Annotated in this window: 18 protein-coding genes and 1 pseudogene; 9 read left to right on the forward strand and 10 right to left on the reverse strand. The window is 61.3% G+C overall.

What is annotated here, in order from left to right:
- Together ACQKRQ_RS41015 and ACQKRQ_RS41020 are read right to left on the reverse strand one after the other, a co-directional pair.
- The coding region (locus tag ACQKRQ_RS41015) for a hypothetical protein (RefSeq protein WP_427483466.1) at nt 1-197 on the reverse strand (197 nt) is incomplete at its 3' end.
- A 593-nt stretch (nt 198-790) separates the two neighbouring features.
- On the reverse strand, nt 791-946 hold the full coding sequence (locus ACQKRQ_RS41020) for a transposase (RefSeq protein ID WP_427483468.1): 156 nt from the start codon (nt 944-946) through the stop codon (nt 791-793).
- A 243-nt stretch (nt 947-1,189) separates the two neighbouring features.
- On the opposite strand from ACQKRQ_RS41020, the gene ACQKRQ_RS41025 reads away from it, so the two are divergent.
- From ACQKRQ_RS41025 to ACQKRQ_RS41035, 3 genes are all read left to right on the forward strand, one after another.
- Nucleotides 1,190-1,447 carry a hypothetical protein gene (locus tag ACQKRQ_RS41025; RefSeq protein WP_427483470.1) on the forward strand — a complete coding sequence of 86 codons (258 nt, stop codon included), beginning with the start codon at nt 1,190-1,192 and terminating at the stop codon, nt 1,445-1,447.
- A gap of 38 nt (nt 1,448-1,485) precedes the next feature.
- Nucleotides 1,486-1,656 (forward strand): hypothetical protein, encoded by a 171-nt coding sequence (locus tag ACQKRQ_RS41030; protein WP_427483472.1) that lies wholly within the window; start codon nt 1,486-1,488, stop codon nt 1,654-1,656.
- A gap of 63 nt (nt 1,657-1,719) precedes the next feature.
- Nucleotides 1,720-2,229: a hypothetical protein gene (locus tag ACQKRQ_RS41035; RefSeq protein WP_427483474.1), complete on the forward strand. Its 510-nt coding sequence runs from the start codon at nt 1,720-1,722 to the stop codon at nt 2,227-2,229.
- Nucleotides 2,230-2,317: 88 nt separating this feature from the next.
- On the opposite strand, the gene ACQKRQ_RS41040 is transcribed toward ACQKRQ_RS41035, so the two are convergent.
- The gene (locus ACQKRQ_RS41040) at nt 2,318-3,169 is read right to left on the reverse strand and encodes a lipid A biosynthesis lauroyl acyltransferase (protein ID WP_408176160.1); all 852 of its coding nucleotides are present in this window, start codon (nt 3,167-3,169) and stop codon (nt 2,318-2,320) included.
- Nucleotides 3,170-3,599: 430 nt separating this feature from the next.
- Nucleotides 3,600-6,101 (reverse strand): penicillin-binding protein 1A, encoded by a 2,502-nt coding sequence (locus ACQKRQ_RS41045; protein WP_427483475.1) that lies wholly within the window; start codon nt 6,099-6,101, stop codon nt 3,600-3,602.
- Nucleotides 6,102-6,591: 490 nt separating this feature from the next.
- On the opposite strand from ACQKRQ_RS41045, the gene ACQKRQ_RS41050 reads away from it, so the two are divergent.
- The 3 genes from ACQKRQ_RS41050 (at nt 6,592) to ACQKRQ_RS41060 (ending at nt 9,765) form a co-directional block, all read left to right on the forward strand.
- Nucleotides 6,592-7,227, forward strand: a complete 636-nt coding sequence (locus tag ACQKRQ_RS41050; RefSeq protein WP_427483477.1) for a hypothetical protein — start codon at nt 6,592-6,594, stop codon at nt 7,225-7,227.
- 569 nt (nt 7,228-7,796) lie between these two features.
- Complete coding sequence (locus tag ACQKRQ_RS41055; protein ID WP_132374200.1) at nt 7,797-8,477, forward strand: PspA/IM30 family protein; 681 nt, start codon at nt 7,797-7,799, stop codon at nt 8,475-8,477.
- Between the two features lie 88 nt (nt 8,478-8,565).
- Nucleotides 8,566-9,765 (forward strand): tetratricopeptide repeat protein, encoded by a 1,200-nt coding sequence (locus tag ACQKRQ_RS41060; protein WP_427483478.1) that lies wholly within the window; start codon nt 8,566-8,568, stop codon nt 9,763-9,765.
- A gap of 100 nt (nt 9,766-9,865) precedes the next feature.
- Here the strand turns inward: ACQKRQ_RS41060 and ACQKRQ_RS41065 are convergent, their stop codons facing one another.
- On the reverse strand, nt 9,866-10,564 hold the full coding sequence (locus tag ACQKRQ_RS41065) for a TetR family transcriptional regulator (RefSeq protein ID WP_427483479.1): 699 nt from the start codon (nt 10,562-10,564) through the stop codon (nt 9,866-9,868).
- Between the two features lie 145 nt (nt 10,565-10,709).
- Here ACQKRQ_RS41065 and ACQKRQ_RS41070 point away from each other — a divergent pair, with 145 nt between their 5' ends.
- The 3 genes from ACQKRQ_RS41070 to ACQKRQ_RS41080 all read left to right on the forward strand — a co-directional run bounded on the left by ACQKRQ_RS41070 (nt 10,710) and on the right by ACQKRQ_RS41080 (nt 15,271).
- Nucleotides 10,710-12,200, forward strand: a complete 1,491-nt coding sequence (locus tag ACQKRQ_RS41070) for a flavin-containing monooxygenase (RefSeq protein ID WP_427483480.1) — start codon at nt 10,710-10,712, stop codon at nt 12,198-12,200.
- Nucleotides 12,201-12,306: 106 nt separating this feature from the next.
- Complete coding sequence (locus tag ACQKRQ_RS41075) at nt 12,307-13,296, forward strand: alpha/beta fold hydrolase (RefSeq protein ID WP_427483482.1); 990 nt, start codon at nt 12,307-12,309, stop codon at nt 13,294-13,296.
- 568 nt (nt 13,297-13,864) lie between these two features.
- A complete protein-coding gene (locus ACQKRQ_RS41080; protein ID WP_427483484.1) occupies nt 13,865-15,271 on the forward strand; it encodes a methyl-accepting chemotaxis protein in 1,407 nt (468 codons plus the stop codon).
- Nucleotides 15,272-15,431: 160 nt separating this feature from the next.
- Here the strand turns inward: ACQKRQ_RS41080 and ACQKRQ_RS41085 are convergent, their stop codons facing one another.
- The 5 genes and pseudogenes from ACQKRQ_RS41085 to ACQKRQ_RS41105 form a co-directional block, all read right to left on the reverse strand.
- Nucleotides 15,432-15,887: a fimbrial protein gene (locus tag ACQKRQ_RS41085; RefSeq protein WP_427483486.1), complete on the reverse strand. Its 456-nt coding sequence runs from the start codon at nt 15,885-15,887 to the stop codon at nt 15,432-15,434.
- Between the two features lie 19 nt (nt 15,888-15,906).
- Nucleotides 15,907-16,017 (reverse strand): annotated as a pseudogene (locus ACQKRQ_RS41090) (PAAR domain-containing protein); the annotation flags it as partial.
- A gap of 32 nt (nt 16,018-16,049) precedes the next feature.
- Nucleotides 16,050-16,559, reverse strand: coding sequence for a hypothetical protein (locus ACQKRQ_RS41095; protein ID WP_132374195.1), 510 nt, complete (start codon nt 16,557-16,559; stop codon nt 16,050-16,052).
- A complete protein-coding gene (locus ACQKRQ_RS41100) occupies nt 16,556-17,245 on the reverse strand; it encodes a hypothetical protein (RefSeq protein ID WP_427483488.1) in 690 nt (229 codons plus the stop codon). The genes ACQKRQ_RS41095 and ACQKRQ_RS41100 overlap by 4 nt, the downstream gene beginning before the upstream one ends.
- The coding region (locus ACQKRQ_RS41105) for a DUF2345 domain-containing protein (protein WP_427483490.1) at nt 17,242-18,608 on the reverse strand (1,367 nt) is incomplete at its 5' end. The genes ACQKRQ_RS41100 and ACQKRQ_RS41105, both read right to left, overlap by 4 nt.

An 18,608-nucleotide genomic window follows, 5' to 3' on the forward strand; every position in this document is an offset into this window, starting at 1 on the left:
GGGACGATCTGAAATCTGGTGTTGTACTGGGAAAGCCCCGGCGTGTACGTTGTCGCCATGTCCAGCGTGTATCTGTACAGCTTGCCGAGCGCCTCGGTGCCACGCAGCCGCACGGGAGACAGGACCGGCACACCGCGATCAACCGGGAACGCCTCGCACGACACGCTCAGGGTGCGTGACTGGCTGGGGTTATACATGGACACTCCCTGGACTGACCTGATACAACCGGCTTCTACATGACCTCATACGTCTGTCCCCGTTCAAAATATTCTTCCTCATTATCAAAGGGACATTTACGAGGTGTATATAGGACAACTGTAAAATCTGGTCACAACGAAAATACAGACAGGTACTTCGCATAACCAGGCAGGCCGTTGATATGAATCATGGACCAGGTTAACTGTTCAAGGTATGCGAGCGTGCGGGGTCGATGGTTCATGCAGCGCCCCGGAAATCACTCCCTGTTATTTTTCGTTTCGGGCAATAAAAAAGGCCCGCACGAGGAGTCCGAGAAGAAGCCCTACGCTTCCGGGGAAAGGTAACGACGGCGGTCGAGAGAGTCTGGATAACCCTCACGGAGGACACGCCAATGTAGGTGTCGTGCGCGCGCTGCTGCGATAGGACGACTCCAACAAGCGGATCAGGTGACCAGCAGCAAACGGCCCGTGATAGGGCGACTGTCCCCGGCTGTTTCTGCAAGACGCTGCTCAAGGTCACTGATCCGTCTGAGTGCCTTTTGCAGTTCTACCCTTACCTGCCGCCCTGAAAGGAAACAGAATGCATCGGCCCTTTACTGGCCGCGCCGGCGCGACAGTACCGTCATGGGTATGCCATACCTGGCTGCAACATCGCCGATTACGGTATCGCGCACCATGCTTTCCTTCACTATCGCTTCCTTTTCCTCGGCACTCCATTTTCTTCTCTGTGCTACCACGGCAAACCTCACGGAATGGTGAAATCTTTTTCACCTATTGTATGGACCGGAGACATGGGTAACACATGATCCGCTCATTCCTGCTGGTTCAGGTTGATGGTTCCAAAACGGTGATGCACTGAAAAAAGGCTTCGCAGCGTCACTTTCTGCTGGAGCCACGCTCGCGTGGCACTCGTTGACCCGGTAGCGACAACGGTTGACGTTGCCATGGGGCATGGATATGTACCGTATTAGTGCTTTGCTCAGGAGTGCGCGATGCCTGATCTGAAGGTCATGCCAATCCGTGAAGTGTCGCTTTCCGATATTGTGGGGATGCTCCAACGCCTGGCCGATGCGATCGAGCACGGCGAGCATGAAGGCATCAGGGGCGCGGTCGTGATGCTCGATTCGCACGCGATGTCCGTGTTCGGTTTCGGCGACGCACCGCCCGCCGTCGCAGGCGAGCTGCTCGCCTGCGCGCACTACAAGCTGGTCCGCGCGCGGCTGATGTCGGCGGACGTGCTGGAGCTGTAGGAAAGTCACTTGCAGCGGACATCGGAGGTTGCGCAGTCATGGCCGGTCGCTACCGCAACCCTTCGTATCGCCAGTACCTGCCGCAGGAACTGCTCGATGAGCTGCGCGCGGTCTCGAGGGCGACGCACCGCCCGATCCAGCAGATTGTCCGTGTCGCAGTGCGCCGGCTCCTCAATGAGCTGCGCTCACCGGGAGAACATCGTGGATGAACCGCCCCGCCCGAACCGCGTGAGTTCGCCAAGGCGTCACGGGGTTCGCTCGCGTTCGATCTCGTGCTGCGCGTCGCGCCGCTACCGGAGATTCTGGCCGACTATCGCACGTCGCCGATGGTACTCGCGCTGCACAATTCGAACGCGTTTATCAAGGCCATTGCAGGTCCGTCTGGCGGCGGCAAGTCGGTCGGCGCGTCCATGGATGGGCTGTTGCGGTGCAAGCTCCAGCCTGCCGACCGCGAGGGGGTGCGGCGCTTGCGTCTCGCCTGTGCGCACGCGACCTACTCGAAGCTGAAGACGGCTACGCTGAAGACCGTGCAGGACTGGATGCCGCACGGGTTCGGCGACGTGAAGCTGACTGCGCCGATGGAGGGGCTGTACACGTTCCCGCTGCTGGACGGCACGCGCGTGCGCTTTGCAGTGCTGTTCATCGCGCTGGAGGACCAGCAGGACATCGAGGACATGAAGTCACTTGAAGTGAGCATGTTCTGGCTGCATGAGGCGACGGAACTCTCCGAGGAGATCCTGCGCATCGCAGTGCAGCGGGCGCTACCCGTCGATGAGGAATGATGTGATCTGCGCGGAGCCGGGGGTAGTGCTAGACTTCAACCTGCCGGACCAGGCGCACTGTTCCAGACGCGTTTAGCGCCGCCCCGCATCAATAAACACTCGCCTCACCTGCCGGCCGATTCTTGAACCGCTTGTGCACCCAATAGTATTGGTCAGGAATCCGCCTTACCTGCGTCTCGAGAAACTCGGTGATACGCCGCGCGTCGACAGCCACGTCGTCGGACGGGAAATCGCTTAGCGCTTCGAAGATGCTCAGCTTGTACCCGCGATAGTCCGGCAGCACTTCTGTCACGAACGGCACTACCCGCGCATTCGCCGCGCGCGCCATCCGCGAGACGGAGGTCAGCGTGCAGGCCGGCACGCCGAAGAACGGCACGAACACCGAATCCCGCAAGCCGAAATCCATGTCCGCGGCCAGCATCACCGGCTTGCCGTCGCGCAGCACGCGCAACGCTCGCCGCACGCTATCGCTGCGTGGAATCATCTCCGTGCCGAAGCGGCCGCGCTGCCGCTTGGCCATCGCGTCGAGCAGGAGATTCGACATCGGCGTATAGAGCGAAGCGACCGGATGCCGCGTCGAGTACATCATGCAGCCCGCCTCGATACCGACGAAATGGAAGCCGACGAAAATTGTCGGCTGACCCGCCATGTCGGACAGATCGATCGCGCTCTCCACTTCGACGAGGCGTGCCAGCGCCTGCGCATTGCCGAACCATTGCGGCCCGCGCTCGACATAACTGCGGATCACGTGACAAAAGTGCGCGCGCGCCAGACGTTCGCGCGCCTCGTCGCTCATGTCCGGGAAACACAGCTTCAGATTGGTATGCACGACACGCCGGCGCGTGCTGGGAATGCGGTACAGCAACGCGCCGATACCGCTGCCGATTCGCGCGACAACGCTATACGGCAGAAAGGCAAATGCGCGCAGCAGACCTGTCATCAGACAGATCAGGATTCGACTTTTCACAAGGCGGGACCCGGTGGATGCTGGATGGCAAACACGTCGGCCGCGGCAACCTCAACATTGCCAGCGGACGAAGTGACATGCGCGCGCGTCATACCGGGTCTCGCGCGGCGCGGGGGTTCGAGAATGGACGTCTCGCTCGAGGCGAGATGCAGTGGTGCTGGAGACCGAAACCGGTTAGGGATCAGGCGTCCTTCAGGACCCTTGATAAAAGCACCGCCAGTGTGATTAGAACACACCGCGCATGCCGGGCACACAATCTGCTGGGCGGCCCACCCGAGAAGCGGCGCGAAAACCGCACCGGGCGGCGCTTTCCTGCTCTTTCAAAACCTTGCGTGGGCAGGGCCGCAAGACTCACACGGCCCGCAAGTCTCCGTTGCTTTCCAAGGGTATCCCCTGGAGAACATCAAGGCTTGTTCGATTCGAACAGATCCATGATCTGCTTCTTCTCGTTCGACGAGACACTCGGCGGCGGCACCGCCGGCGGAGTCATGCCCGCCGGGCCCACGCCGCCGACCGCATCGCTCACGCCGGCGGTCGGATTCGCGGAATCCAGACCGATGCTGGCCACGAAACCATTGCCCGGCGTCATGTCGGTATAGAACAGCTCGCCGTCGACCGAGGTCACGCCGTCCGGCTGCGCCGGTTCGCCTTGCGGCACTCCGCGCAACGCGCGCTGCATGTATTCCACCCAGATCGGCAACGCCAGCTGCGCGCCGAATTCGCGGCTGCCGAGGCTCTTCGGCTGGTCATAACCCATCCAGGCCACTGCCACGAGCGACTGCTGATAGCCAGCGAACCAGCCGTCCTTCGCGTCGTTGGTCGTACCCGTCTTGCCCTGCAAGTCCGAACGATGCAGCGCGTTGGTGCCCGCGCCCGTGCCGGCCGTCGCCACCGAATGCAGCAGGCTGTTCATGATGTACGCGTTACGCGGTTCGAGTGTACGCGGCGCATCGCGTCCAGCGGTCAGCGGCTGCGCTTTGGAGAGCGGTTCGCCGCGCGCGTCGGTCACCTCGTTGATCAGATACGGATTGATCCGGAAGCCGCCGTTTGCGAACACCGAATACGCACCCGCCGACTGCAACGGCGTGACGAGGCCCGCACCGAGCGCCATCGGCAGATACGGCGGGGTCTTGTCGGCGTCGAAACCAAAACGCTGCGTGACGAAGTCTTGCGCGTACTTGGTGCCGATGAACGACAGAATACGGATCGACACGAGGTTCTTCGACTTCTGCAACGCGAGACGCAGCGGCATCGGACCGTCCGGCTGGTCGTCGTCCTTCGGCTCCCACGCGTCGCCGCCCGGCGTGCTCGACGGGAAATACAGCGGCGCGTCGTTGATGATCGTGGCCGGTCCGAGTCCCTTGTCGAGCGCGGCCGAATAGATGAACGGCTTGAAGCTGGAACCCGGCTGACGCCACGCCTGCGTGACGTGGTTGAACTTGTTCTTGTTGAAGTCGAAGCCGCCCACTAGCGCGCGAATCGCGCCGTCCTGCGGCGTGAGCGACACCAGCGCGCCTTCCACCTGCGGCAATTGCGTGATCTGCCAGTTGCCCTTGTCGTCGGCAACCAGACGCACGATCGAGCCTGGCTTGATCTTCGTGGCCGCCGTGGCGCGCGCGCTCAACCCGCCCGCCACGAAGCGCAGACCGTCGCCGCTGATCGTCACCTGCGTGCCGTCCACCAGTTGAGCCTTGACCTGCTTCGGACTCGCGTCCGTCACCACGGCGGCGATGATCTCGCCGTTGTCGGGGTGATCGGTGAGCGCGTCGTCGATGGTCTGATCGCGGTCGTCGCCCGGCGCGGGCAGTTGCACGAAACCTTCCGGCCCGCGATAGCCGTGGCGCCGCTCGTAATCCATCACGCCCTTGCGCACCGCGCGATAGGCGGCGTCCTGATCGGCGGAGTCGATCGTGGTGGTGACGTTCAGGCCGCGCGTGTAGGTTTCGTCCTTGTACTGCGCGTACATCATCTGCCGGACCATTTCGGCGATGTACTCGGCATGCACGCTATATTCGTTGCCCGGATTCTTGGTGTGAATCTCTTCCTTCACGGCCTGATCGTACTGATCCTGGCTGATGTATCTCAGCTCGAGCATGCGCCGCAGAATGTACTCCTGACGGATCTTCGCGCGCTTCGGATTGACCACCGGGTTATACGCGGACGGCGCCTTCGGCAAGCCGGCCAGCATCGCCGATTCCGCCAGCGTGATGTCTTTCAGATCCTTGCCGAAGTACACGCGCGCGGCCGCCGCGAAACCATAGGCGCGCTCGCCCAGATAAATCTGGTTCATGTACAGCTCGAGAATCTGATCCTTGGTCAGCGCGCGCTCGATCTTGTACGCGAGCAGCATTTCGTAGATCTTGCGCGTGTAGGTCTTCTCGCTCGAAAGGAAGAAGTTGCGCGCCACCTGCATAGTGATCGTGCTCGCGCCCTGCGACGCGCCGCCGTGCGCGAGGTCGGCAAAACCGGCGCGCAGAATGCCCAGGAAGTCGACGCCGCCGTGCTCGTAGAAGCGATAGTCTTCGATCGCGAGCACCGCTTTTTTCATCTGATCGGGAATGTCCTGGAAGCGCACGAGACTGCGCCGCTCCTCGCCGAATTCGCCGATCAGCACATGGTCGGCGGTATAGACCCGCAGCGGCACCTTCGGACGATAGTCGGTCAGCGCGTCGAGCGACGGCAGTTGCGGCCCCATCACCACCAGCGCATAGCCGACGATCAGCGCGCCCACCACCGCGATGGTCGCAAGCAGGCTCGCGAACCAGATGGCAATGGTCGCGCCGAGGGAACGGCGGCCGGCCTCGGCGTCGCGCGAAGCTGCATTGCGTCCTGGAGTGCGTTGGTAGGAATCCCTGTCTTCACCAGACGGAGAATTGGATGAATGCGGTCGTTTGATGATTGGCATGACTGGAGTAGTGGGCGCATGACTGAACGCCTTTCTGCATGCGCTCCTGGCGCACACATGGATCGTGATCGAGCATCGTAGCCTGAGGCGCAAACCACCGCGCGGCCCTTTGCCCCCGGCCGGCCGCACGGCGCGCCTGGAGCGGGCCCGGCGCAACGTAACAGCGCATTTTAAAAGAAATCACGCGCGGTCCAAGTTAGTTTTTTTGTAAGAATTCCCTTCGCGCGAAAGGAGTCTGTAGTTCCGGGCAGTCTTGCGAGCGTTTTCCACGTGGCCGGAGTTATACACAGAAAATGTTGAAAGGCCTGTGGACAAGCCGCCCGCAAACGCTACAACTCATTGATGTCACGGGATTTTCATGTCGCGCCCGTTCCGCATCGGGGCAACTCGTCATATGATGGACTCGGCGCGCGCCAACACCCGCTCGCGCCACGGCGTCCGCCAAATGCACGCTTTGAACCGCCCATGCCAACAAGTATGCGAGCCGACTATGAACAAGCCCAGCGAACGCATCGTCGTATTCGTCACAACCGCGCAGAAACGCGCGATCACTTCCACCGCCGAGAATCTGGGGATTAGCGTCAGCGAGCTGATGCGGCGCGCGGTGTTGAGCTTCGGCGCAACCAGCGAGCAGGTGAAAGCGGCGAGCATCGTCGACCGGTTGCGCGCGCCCCGCGCGCCGGACGCGCTCGACGCCGCGCTGCAACGGGTCGCGCGCGGCACACGGCATGCGCGCGCCGTATTGCCGCCGGCTTTGCAAACGCGCGGTGACGGTGCGACAGGGGCGTCCACGGATAACGCGGCGGGTTCCAATGCGCCGGCGCCGGCTGCGAACGTGTTGCCGGGTGCGCCGGCACGGCAAGCAGAGGCTGAACCCGCGCCGTTGTTGCCGGCAGGTCTGGCCGCTGCCCTCGCCGCTGGCATCGACGAGGAAGCCGCGGCAACCGCCGAAGCCGTCGCGCGCATGGCAGCGGCCGAAGCAGCTTCGGCGGAAGGATCCACGCCCCAGCAAACCGATCCGGAAGCGCAATTGCGCGGCGTGCTCAAACGCCCGCGCCTCGACACACCACGCGACGACGACGATCCGCTCGGCGATCCGAGCACGAAAGGCGGCCGTTTCGCGTAGTGAGCACGTGCGCCGCATATCGCACGACGTGTGGCGACGCGTTGCATATCGTTACATCGGCGTCATTCAAAATGCGCGAGCTTTCGGCATTGCAAGCCTGGCATTCACCGAGCGATTGGCAGCGGCTGTTGCGCGTCGAAAATACCGTCGGCATAGACGTCTTTAGTGTCGTTGAATGCACGGCTACTGGACGTATTCAGCCCTACTCGCTTGCGGCGACAACGGACGCAAACACGGCACACGCGCACCGCGTCCATTCACGCCAGCGACACTTGCCGCGCGCAAAGTTGGCCAATTTGTCATCGCGCCCTTTAAGTCGGTTTTAAGAGAGCGCGTGGTGTAATATCCGCGGGCGGCTGAATGACGCGCCGCGCGATTTAACCTTTGAGCTGTTTGTCACTCGATATTCGAATCGAACAATTTACGTCGCCGCTATTGCAATCGGCGCGCACGCCCCGAACTCCGGTCCGAACGTTGCGCAGCTTCGCGCGCAGCGGCGTAAAGTAGCAGTTGAATGCAGTTAAGCGCGCGGGATTATTCAGCGCCGTTTACATTCTTTGGAGGTTTTCATGTCGCTTTTTGACAGCATTTCGCGCACGCTTAAAGGTCTCCTGAACGACGCAGCCGATTCCGTGCAGGATCCGTCGCGCGACTCGCGCCAGATCGTGCGCGAACTCGACGAGAGCATCGCCAAAGCCGAGAACTCGCTGATCGAGATCCAGGCACAAGTGGCCACGCAGCAAAGCAAGCGCGATGTTGCCGCGGACAAGGCGAAGAAATACGAAGACGGCGCGAAACGCGCGCTGCAATCCGGCGACGAAGCGCTCGCCCGCGAAGCCCTCGGCGCGCAAGCCACGGCCGAAGCCGAACGCGATGCGCTCGCGAAGGAACTGACTACGCTGGAGCCGTCGGTGGCGCAGCTCAAGAGTCAGATCGAAGACATGCGCACGCGTCGCAACGACCTGAACGCACGCTCGAACATTCTGCAAGCCAAGCAGCAGATCGCGCAGGCGAAAGACGTGGCAGCCACGGCATTGGGTGGCATCGGCGGCAAGAATCTGTCCGAAGATTTCCAGAAGCTCGAAGACAAGGTCGCGTTGTCGAATGCCCGTTCGGACGCACGCCTGAATTCGGCTGACGTGAAGAGCGGCAAGGCGCTCGAGGACAAGCTCGCGGATCTGAACCGCGGTCCGTCCGTCGAAGATCGTCTCGAAGCATTGAAGAAGCAGATCAATACGCCGGCCCAGTAATTGCGTCGGCAGCAGTACATACCGGCGGCCTTCGTGTGAGCCGCCGGAATCGACTGAAGGAGACGGGCGCAATGCGCCCGGTCCGTAAATGAAAAAATTTCTCGCAACCGCGTTTGCCTCACTGCTGTTCGTGTCGGCCGCGGCGTTCGCTGTGCCCACCGTTCAGCAGATCGAATCGGCCATGTCGCAAGGCAACTGGCAACAGGCCGACGCCGGTCTGAGCGAAGTGCTGCAGGCGCATCCGAACAATGCGCGCGCCCACTATCTGTACGCCCAGGTGCTCGATCGCGAAGGCCGTTCCGCCGACGCGCTCGCCCAGGTCCAGCAGGCCAAGACACTCGACCCGCAAATCCGCTTCACGGACCCGACCCGCTTCGCGCAAACCGAAGCGCGTATTCGCAAGGACGCGGAACGCGCAGGCGCCGCGGGCGGCAACACGACCAGCCACGCGCCCAACCCGTTCGCGCAGCAGCAGACGGCGCCGTCCGTGCAGCAACAGTCGGCGATGGTCCCGCAAGCGCCGCAACGGCATGGTCCGGGCATGGGTATGTGGATCGGCATTCTCATCCTCGTCGGCGTGATCGCGCTGGTGCTGCGCTGGACCTTGCGCCGCGCCCGCACGCAAGGCGATACGCGCGCCGACGACGAGCGTCGCGTGCAACTCAAGCGCGCCACGGAGATGCTCAACACCGTCCGTTCGCTCAAGCTCGATGTGAAGCTCTCCACCGTGCAAGGTCATGAGGCGCTGGAGAAGGAAGTCGAAGCGACTGAAGACCAGTTGCGCGGCCTCGTCGAAACACTGTCGGTCAGCAAGAATCCGCTGCCGCCGTATCAGCTCGACGAACTCGAACAACGCCTCGGCAGCATGCGCGCGCGCCTCGAAGGCCGGCCCGATCCGTATGCCGCGCCGGCCGCCAGCTCGCAGCAGCAGTCGCCGTATGCGCAGGAAGCCGAACGTTTCGGCAATCCGCCGCAAGCGCCTTATCCGCAGCAAGGACCGTATCAGCAACAGCCGCCGGTCATCGTGCAGCAAGGCGGCGGTGGTTTCGGCGGCGGCATGGGCGGTCTGCTGACCGGTGTGCTGCTCGGCGAAGCGCTGAACTCCGGGCGTGAGCGCGTAGTGGAGCGCGACGTGGTCGTCGACGACGAAGCGCGCCGCCGTGGCAACGATGGCGGCAATGGCGGCGGCCTCGACTTCGGCCAAGGCTCGAACGACTGGAACGACAACGGCGGCGGTGTCGACCTGGGCAGCAGCGACGACTCCGGCAGCTGGAACGACAACACCTGAGCTTCGCTGCGCGGCTGAAATCGAATCAGCCGGACAAGCATGCGTCACGAAAACAGGCTCCATTACGGAGCCTGTTTCGTTATGGCGATTCGTTAAGGCTTCACACGTGTATCGGCGCCAACGCCCTTTCCGGCTCGTGCTGCGCCATCAACACCGCCCCCGCGAACAGCCTGACGATGAAGCGCTCGGCATACGCGATCAGCGCATCGCGGCGTGGGTCGTCCGCGTCGTCCGCGTCGATATAGTCAGCCGACAAATGAAAGAGTTGCAGCACGATCTGCGTGCAGACTTCGTCGACGGTTTCACGCGTGAGCGTCGGCATCAATTCCAGTTGCACCACGTCGTCGGCCATTTCCGCCGACACCTCGCGCAGGTTCGCGCGCACCGCCTCGCGCAATGCCCGCGATGTACCATGATATTCGGCGAGCGCGCTCAGAAACGCCTCGCGGTTTTCCAGCGCGAACGCAAAGAACGCGACGCAGGCACGACGCGGCACGCTATGCGGTTCGTCGTGCGCGGCGAGCCAGCGCTCACGCCGCAGCATCGGCCGCAAACGGCGGCTCACGGATTCGACGGCTTCGCGCGCCAGATCGTCGAGCGTGTCGAAATGACGATAGAACGTATTGGGATTGAGCCCGGCCTCGCGCGCCAGTTCGCGCAAACCCAGGCTCGTGAAACTGCGGCCGCCAGCGGTCAGACGCAACGCGGCTTCGATCAGTTTGCGCTTGCCGGCCGGCAATTCCTGGCCCGCGGCAGCGCCGTGCTCCGCGGCGGCTGCCGCTTCCGGTACGGATGTCATGTGTTTTCAATCGATGCGCGCCTGGCGCGTTTAATAGCAGTACTCTAAACGATCTTGACGTTAGGTGCACAGTTGTCTACCCTGCGCGTTATGCTGCAGTAGACACATGTAGACGCCTGAAACTCGCCCCCTGCCGGAGACCGCCGTGACGCCTGCCTCATCCGCCCCACCTGCCGCGCCACGCATCGCGATTGTCGGCAGCGGCTTTGCCGGCATCGGCATGGCGATTCGTCTGCTGCGAATGGGCATCACGTCGTTCACGATTTACGAGGCGGCTGGCGATATCGGCGGCACCTGGCGCGACAACACCTATCCCGGCGCGACCTGCGACGTGCCCTCGCATCTCTATTCGTTTTCGTTCGAGCCGAATCCCGCGTGGTCGCGCGCGTTCGGCGGCCAGGCGGAAATCTTCGCCTATCTGAAGCACTGCGTCCGCAAATATGGCGTGGAGCGTTACGTGCGCTGCAACGCGCGCGTGGCTGCGGCGCGTTTCGACGAAGCGCGCCAGGTTTGGCACGTCGAGATCGACGTGAACGGCGTGCGCGAAACCATCGAGGCCGATGTGGTGATCGCCGCAAGCGGTCCGCTGTCCCGTCCGGCGATGCCGCGGATTGCCGGGCTCGAGCGCTTCGAAGGCAAGCTGTTTCATTCGGCGCGCTGGGACCATGCGTATGCGCTCGAAGGCAAACGCGTCGCGGTGATCGGCACCGGCGCGAGCGCGGTCCAGTTCGTGCCGCAAATCCAGCCGCGCGTCGCGCGACTCGATCTGTTCCAGCGCACCGCGCCTTGGGTCATGCCCAAGCCCGACAAGCCGATCGACGCGCGTGCCCGCTGGCTGTTCCACCATCTGCCGTTCACGCAGCGCTTCGTGCGCAGCGCGATCTACTGGCAGCTCGAATCGCGCGCCATCGCGTTCGTAGTCAATCCGAAACTGATGAAGGTGCCGATGAAGTTCGGCCTGAGTTATCTCGAACGACGCGTCAAGGACCCTGCCCTGCGCGCCAAGCTCACGCCGAACTACCGGTTCGGCTGCAAGCGCGTGCTGCTCTCGAGCGACTACTATCCCGCGCTTAGCCAGCCCAACGTCGACGTGGTGACGAGCGGCATCCGCGAGATCGTCGCCGACGGCATCGTGACCGAAGACGGCGTGCATCACCCCGCCGACGCGATCATTTGCGGCACGGGCTTTCAGGTCAACGACGTCGGCGCGCCGTTCGACGTGACCGGCGTCGACGGCGCGGATCTCAGCGCCCTGTGGCTGCGCGACGGGCCGGAAGCCTACCTCGGCGTCAGCGTGGCGAACTTCCCGAACTTCTTCATGCTCGTCGGCCCGAATACCGGGCTCGGCCACAACTCGCTGCTCTACATGATCGAGTCGCAGGTGCAGTACATCGCCGATTGCCTGCGCGTACTGCGTCGCCGCAACGCACGCACGATGAATCTGCGGCCCGACGTGCAACGCGAATTCAACGCGCGTTTGCAGAAGGATATGCAGCACTCCGTGTGGGCGAGCGGATGTCGTAGCTGGTATCAGACCCGCAGCGGCAAGGTCACCGCCTTGTGGCCCGGCTTCACCTTCAGCTTTCGCAAACGGACGCGGCGTGTGCGTCCGCACGACTATCGCTTCGCGCCCTGAGGCCATGCGCTGCGGCTGATGGACTGGGAGAGCGAGACGCCGCCAATGCAATCCGATTCGCGGCCAGGCGAACCACAAAATCGAACTGCACGGGAGACAACAAAACATGGCAAGTATCGACTCCGGCACGCCCGCCTCGACATCCCCGCTGCCGCCGCGCTCGCTCGCCGCGCGCCTCGGCATCACCAGCGTGCCGCGCGACGAATTGCGCCGGCGCTACACGCAAAGCGGCTCCAGATTCGTGAAGATCATGGGCGCCGACGTGCATTACGTCGACGAAGGCAGCGGCGAACTCATCGTGATGATTCACGGCTTCGCGTCTTCGTTGCACACGTGGAATCGCGTCGCCGATGAACTCAGGCGCGAGTATCGCGTGATCCGCCTCGACCTGCCGCCGTTCGGCGTGACAGGACCGCTGCGCTCCGGCAGCGGCGAAATCGAAACGATGAATCTGTCCACCTATCGGCGTTTCATCGACACGTTCCTGCAGGCACTCGGCATCTCGCGCGCGACCTTCATCGGCAATTCGCTCGGCGGGCTGATTGCGTGGGACTATGCGGTGCGCCATCGCGAAGCCGTTGAACGGCTCGTGTTGATCGACTCGGCCGGCTTTCCGATGAAACTGCCGATTTACATCGCCCTGTTCAACAGCGCGCTGGTGCGGGTCAGTTCGCCGTGGTTGCTGCCTGAAGTCATCGTCAAGAGCGCGGTGCGCAACGTCTATGGCGATCCGCGCAAGATCGACGCGGTGACGCTGCGGCGTTACGTCGAGTTCTTCCACGGTGAAGACACGCGCACCGCGATCGGCAAGATGGTGCCCACGCTCGACTTCAAGGACGTCGACACCGACGTGCTGAAGACACTCGATGTGCCGGCGCTGGTGCTGTGGGGTGCGAAGGATCGCTGGATTCCGACTGCGCACGCAGCCGAATTCGCAAGCCGCATTCCGGGTGCGAAGTCGGTCATGTATCCGGGGCTCGGCCATATTCCGATGGAAGAAGCGCCCGAGCGCGTGATGGCCGATCTGCGCGCGTTTCTCGGCACGCGCGGCGCGGGTGTTTCAGTTGACGAAGGCACCCGTCGCGCGCCGGCCTGACCTGGCTGCTTTCTTCCTGTTGTTCCAATCATTCGATCGATGCTTCGCGCGTGCACGTCGCGCGCGGATCTCGCACGCCCTTCCCTCGCGCCGCGTCGACGCGCTCAGCCGCCGCCCAGCAAACGCAACAGTCCCCAGAGAAATTTGCAGAGCATGACGATCAGCTGCCACAGGTGATAGAGCTGTTGCCAGCCCGAAACGCGCGCGAAGGAGTCGATCATCGGTTGCCGGTAAGAAACGGAAAGGTCTGCGGGTAAGGCTGTGGATCACAGTTTGACCGCACATCATAACGACTGCGGGATACCCCGTATCAAGTCGCTTGAAAGTCCGCCGTAAACGCATCGAGAAGACGCTGCATCCGTTCAGGGTGGCTGCGCCAACTGAATGCGCCGAGCGCGCCATCAGCAAACTGTTGCATGGGACCAGAGTAAGTGCTTTGCATGGGACCGGAGTAACGCGCAAAGCGCGAACTCCGGCCGACAGCTAAAGCGCCAACTCTGGTCGACCGCTTTGCATGGGACCAGAGTAAGCGCTAAAGCGCCAACTCTGGTCGACAATGGAGACCACCATGACGCGTTTCAGCTTTCGCCGGGCGGCCCGTTCGCACACGGTCGTCGGCGATATTGCCGCGCAAGCCGGCAAACTGGGTATCGAGATCTGCGACGTATCGGGACACGTCGAGGAAGTGGCCGCGCGCGTGCAACGTCAGGCGCAAGTATGCCGCGCGCTGCGCGAATCGGCTGCGCAGACGCTCGCCGGCAATCATCGCATTGCCGCTGCCGCGCGGAAAATGAGCCACGTATCCACTGAAGCCGCGACCGGCGTGCAGGAATCGCAGCAGACGCTCGAAGCGTCGCTGGCGGACATCCACGGCCTCGTGGAAGGCGTAACGGTCATCGAAAGCCAGATCGGCGCACTGCGCAGCGCGTTGGCGCACGTGAGCCGCGTCTCCGAGGAGATCTCGCTGATCGCGCGTCAGACTCATCTGCTGGCGCTGAATGCCGCGATCGAAGCCGCGCGCGCCGGCGACTCCGGCAAGAGTTTCGCGGTGGTCGCGGCGGAGGTGAAGAACCTCTCGGCGAAGACCGCGCAAGCCACCGGACAGATCGAGACGACGCTGGCGCAGCTCACGCAACAGACCGAGCAGTTGATCAGCGAAGGTTCCGTAAACACCGCGCGGGCGCACCGGGTGCGCGAAGGCACGCGCAAGATCGGCGACGTCGTGCATGCAACTGGCGATGCGATCGCGCATCTGAACGACGAGGCGGGACAGATCGCCGTGCTGACCGGCGAGATCGAATCGCAGTGCGGCGGACTCGAGGCGCAGGTGCTGGAAATGGCGAGCGGCGTCGAGGATTCGAGCGAAAACTTCGTGCAGGCGAAAGACCGTTTGGGGAATCTGCTCGGTGTGTCCGAAACCCTGATCGAGCTGACCGCCGCGACCGGTGTGGAAACGGCGGATACGCGTTTCATCGAGGCCGTGCAGCAGGCGGCAGCCGCCGTGAGCAAGGCATTCGAAACGGCCGTGGCGCGTGGTGAAGTCTCGCTCGAGGATCTGTTCGATCAGCACTATGTACCGGTGGCTGGAAGTAACCCCCCGCAGTTTTTGACGCGGTTTACTGCGTTGACCGACCGGGTGTTGCCGGCTATTCAGGAGCCTTTGCTTGATCTCGATCCGCGAGTCGCGTTTTGTGCGGCGATCGATTTGCGGGGTTATTTGCCAACGCATAATCTGAAGTTCTCTTTGCCGCAGCGTGATGGTGATGTGGTCTGGAATACGGCAAATTGCCGGAACCGGCGGATGTTCGATGACCGGACCGGGATTGCTGCGGCTTCACATACCAAGCGGTTTTTGCTGCAGACATATCGGCGGGATATGGGCGGTGGCGAGTTTGTGTTGATGAAGGATGCGTCGGCGCCTGTTTTTGTTAACGGGCGGCATTGGGGTGGGGTTCGGGTTGGGTATAAGGTTTGAGTTTTTTTGGTTCTTGTTCTGGTTTGTTTCTTATTGTGTTGGCCTTCGGACAAAGTTGCACTGTTCGCATTCCGCATCAAACAACGCGACCTGCAACTGACCTCACACGTATCGGAGAGTGACATCGAGCGGAAGGTCTGCTTGATGATGCCTAGTGATCCTACTCGTACGCGATCGTGAAAGTCGCCAGACCTCGCACCGTGCCGGGGGTCAGCGCGTCGTCAGTACGGACGTACTGAACGGTCAGCGGAATCGTCATCGAACTGCCTGACGCAGTGCCGGCAAACCATTGATTCTGATTGCCCGCCGATGCGGAGTCTGGGCCATAGGCGATAGGCGTTGATCCATTCAGCAGCTGCAGGCCGACGCCCGCCGCGGTAGAGTCTGGCGCAAGGCTCAGCGTGGTGGAACGATTCGAGATATTGGACGCATCGGTGAGCGTTACGCTGACGGCGGTGCCTTGGTCGCAATTGTTTAGTGCGATATTGAATGGCGTGGCTCCCGTCGTTGCGCCTTGGGCAGAGAGCGAAGCGGCGTCGGCCGAAGGTAGCGTTACGGCAATCGAGGAATTCGTTACGCTGCAGCTCGGTTGGGTAATAGGGCCGTCTGAAAACACGAAAGTGTCCACACTTGACGAGGTCCCCCTCGCGGGCCACGCACCGCCCGGCATAACGCATAGTTTGAGAGGCGGTGACGACTTCGCCGCCGTGGTCGGTGGTGTCACCGAGTCGGATAAGATCGGTCATCAATTAATGCTTATTGGGACCAGATTGATATATCACTTTCGGATATCTCTCACGACGAAATACAAAAATTTCGTCGTCGTATCCAATAAATACCCGCCGTGTACATTTTGAAAACCTCCGCTCCGCCCCAGGCCATCAAAATTAAAACTTACGCAGAAATATTTTTTATTCTTACCCTTTGCAATAATCCATTGCGCCAACGCTGGATTGAATGCGCCAGGTTTGATGTCATGATTATCGCCCAATGGTATCGCCTTGGATAGTCGGTAGAGTTTGTCCAAGTAGATCAATGCTTGGTCGTCTTTATTCTCCGCGTAACCTACATCGGAACCACGATATTCGAACATATAGAGTGCATCGAAGCCATTGGCGTATTTTTCCTCTCTCATAATCTCTTCAGTGTTGAGCCTTTCGATAGTGACAGAGGGAACGATAGCCTGCGCCCGAAGACAACTTTTCACTATATTTTTATCTGGCTGAGCAGCGCAGCTCACGCCAGACACGATAAGACTCATCAGCGCAGCAAAGGCGACTCTGTTCATTTGTATTCCTTCGCGCCCGTAGTGTCTATGTATTGCCGATCAAATTTCCAGAAGATCGTGCCGCCCACGCCAGCCGTCGAGTCGTAGACGTGATCGTAGCGTCCTATTTCTTCTTTCTTAATTGTCACTTTGTGTGTTTTTTTGTTCTTTATCTTCGTGATCTTATACAGAATTACGAGGTGGGTCGAATCTTTGATGTCGTAGATGTTATGACTGGGGTCAGCAATCTTGATCCCCTGCCTTACCTTGAAATGATGGGAATAATTTGTTTTGATATCGGCACCGTCCCAAAAATAAGCACCATTCGATTTATCCGGGCCCCCGGCTAGCGCATTGCGTGCCGCAGCAATCGCGGCCTGCATCGCTGGATTGCTGGCTATTTTGTCATTCGTCGCCTTCATCAGCCCGTTGTATCGTGCATTACCATCACTGACCACGAACGAAAACGTCGGTTCGTTATTTACAAACGTAGCCATGTCGGAATAACCACGGGCGTCGCGTTGTCGTTTAAGCACGCTAGCAATAGCCATCATTTCATCGGCATTGTCCTGCAAAGATGCCTCTCCATAAGCCATCGCTGCAAGTTGCCTTGTCTGGGCATCGATTGGTTGTGCCGCAGCTGGCGCACTTGGGGGTGTCGCTCCACTTGCCGGTTGTGGTGTACTCAAAGGATTGGAATCGGTCATGCATCTTTCCTCGCTGAGTCTCGCGCAATCCATGTAACAAGTTTCAGGGGCGATTGCCCTAAAAATTTCACCGATTCGCCATCAGAATATTTCCCTTTGCGCGTATGGAGATCATCCCCATCGCTGTAAAGGTCGTAGTGGTATCCATCTACGGGCGTAACCCCGTCGCGCAGTAAACTAAAGCTTTGTTCGATAACTTCTTCATCAGAAGAAGGCAAAAATGGCATTGGCACCCGCTTCGCATCGGGTCCCGGTACGTCCCACGACGCGCCTTTCTCCAGGATTGGCCCCGGTGAGCCGTTGACGATGCCGCTGCCGTTGATCTGGATATACGAACCACCCGCGCCGATCCACACTTCCTTCGATGCCGAGATAACGATCTTCCCGTCGGTGCTGGTGATGGTGAGGTCTTTCAGCGCAGCGAGCCCCATCTCGTCACCCTGTGCCTGCATGTCAATCCGGCCTCTAGCCGACATGAACTTCATGCCGTCCTGGTAGGCGAACAGCGAGATCGAGCCTCGCACCGAGGCGTGATACGACCGCCCCGCCGACAGGCTGTAGTCGCGGCCTGCCGTGATTGCGTGATCGTTCATGCTGGCTTGGTGCGTGCTGTCCGCCGCTGTTGTCGCCAGCCCTGCTGCGCTCGCTAGCAGCAGGTCCGGGCGGGTCATTTCAGGCGACGGATTGTCATGGGTTTGCGCGCCGCCCCTGACTGCATCGTTCTGCGTCTTGATGGTTTGCGTTGCATCGCGCTGGCTCGCCCGTGCATCCTGCGCCTTGTGCTGCCGCGCAAGTTGCGCCAGGTCCTCATGCTGTTCGCGCGCCTGCGTGAGCCGTTGCACGGTCTCGCCCATGTCCTTTACCGGAGCGGTGGCACCTGATCGCGTCTCGGTGGTAACCAGCAAGCCCTTGTTGGCGCGCGCCACACCCCATGCGTCTGTCGCCAGTTCCCAGCCTTCGCCCCGCGCTTCCGTGCGCCCCTTGTTGCCGTCGATGCGCGTGTTGTAGCCGACGATCAGCCGCGACTGCGCGTAATCGCTGCTGACCTGTACCTGAAGTTTGCCGGGCGTGTCGTCTGCGACGATCTGGTTGGCCTGGAACCCTTTCAGTTCCTGCGTCCGCGTGCCGCTCAGTGCGTAGTTGGCTGGCAGTAACCACGGTGGCTGCCTGAACCGGTTGACCATCCGGTCGGCAATATAGGGCTTGTCGGGGTCGCCCTCGTGGTAGTTGATCGTCACTTCCTGCCCGATACGGGGCACGTAGATCGTGCCGAACGAATTGCCCTGCCACGGCGAGGACACGCGTACCCAGCAGCTCGCGTTCTCGTCCTTCGGCCTGTCCACGTCCCACAGGTAGCAGATCT

It is taken from the genome of Paraburkholderia sp. NPDC080076, from assembly GCF_050281145.1.
In the GTDB taxonomy this organism is placed as follows: Bacteria; Pseudomonadota; Gammaproteobacteria; order Burkholderiales; family Burkholderiaceae; genus Paraburkholderia.

What these genes read in the sequence shown, in the direction of transcription:
- ACQKRQ_RS41075 (WP_427483482.1), top strand. Translation starts at nt 12,307, where the DNA reads ATGGCAAGTATCGACTCCGGCACGCCCGCCTCGACATCCCCGCTGCCG.
- ACQKRQ_RS41050 (WP_427483477.1), top strand. Translation starts at nt 6,592, where the DNA reads ATGAACAAGCCCAGCGAACGCATCGTCGTATTCGTCACAACCGCGCAG.
- ACQKRQ_RS41080 (WP_427483484.1), top strand. Translation starts at nt 13,865, where the DNA reads ATGACGCGTTTCAGCTTTCGCCGGGCGGCCCGTTCGCACACGGTCGTC.
- ACQKRQ_RS41030 (WP_427483472.1), top strand. Translation starts at nt 1,486, where the DNA reads ATGGCCGGTCGCTACCGCAACCCTTCGTATCGCCAGTACCTGCCGCAG.
- ACQKRQ_RS41100 (WP_427483488.1), bottom strand. Translation starts at nt 17,245, where the DNA reads ATGACCGATTCCAATCCTTTGAGTACACCACAACCGGCAAGTGGAGCG.
- ACQKRQ_RS41060 (WP_427483478.1), top strand. Translation starts at nt 8,566, where the DNA reads ATGAAAAAATTTCTCGCAACCGCGTTTGCCTCACTGCTGTTCGTGTCG.
- ACQKRQ_RS41045 (WP_427483475.1), bottom strand. Translation starts at nt 6,101, where the DNA reads ATGCCAATCATCAAACGACCGCATTCATCCAATTCTCCGTCTGGTGAA.
- ACQKRQ_RS41065 (WP_427483479.1), bottom strand. Translation starts at nt 10,564, where the DNA reads ATGACATCCGTACCGGAAGCGGCAGCCGCCGCGGAGCACGGCGCTGCC.
- ACQKRQ_RS41040 (WP_408176160.1), bottom strand. Translation starts at nt 3,169, where the DNA reads ATGACAGGTCTGCTGCGCGCATTTGCCTTTCTGCCGTATAGCGTTGTC.
- ACQKRQ_RS41055 (WP_132374200.1), top strand. Translation starts at nt 7,797, where the DNA reads ATGTCGCTTTTTGACAGCATTTCGCGCACGCTTAAAGGTCTCCTGAAC.
- ACQKRQ_RS41095 (WP_132374195.1), bottom strand. Translation starts at nt 16,559, where the DNA reads ATGAACAGAGTCGCCTTTGCTGCGCTGATGAGTCTTATCGTGTCTGGC.
- ACQKRQ_RS41025 (WP_427483470.1), top strand. Translation starts at nt 1,190, where the DNA reads ATGCCTGATCTGAAGGTCATGCCAATCCGTGAAGTGTCGCTTTCCGAT.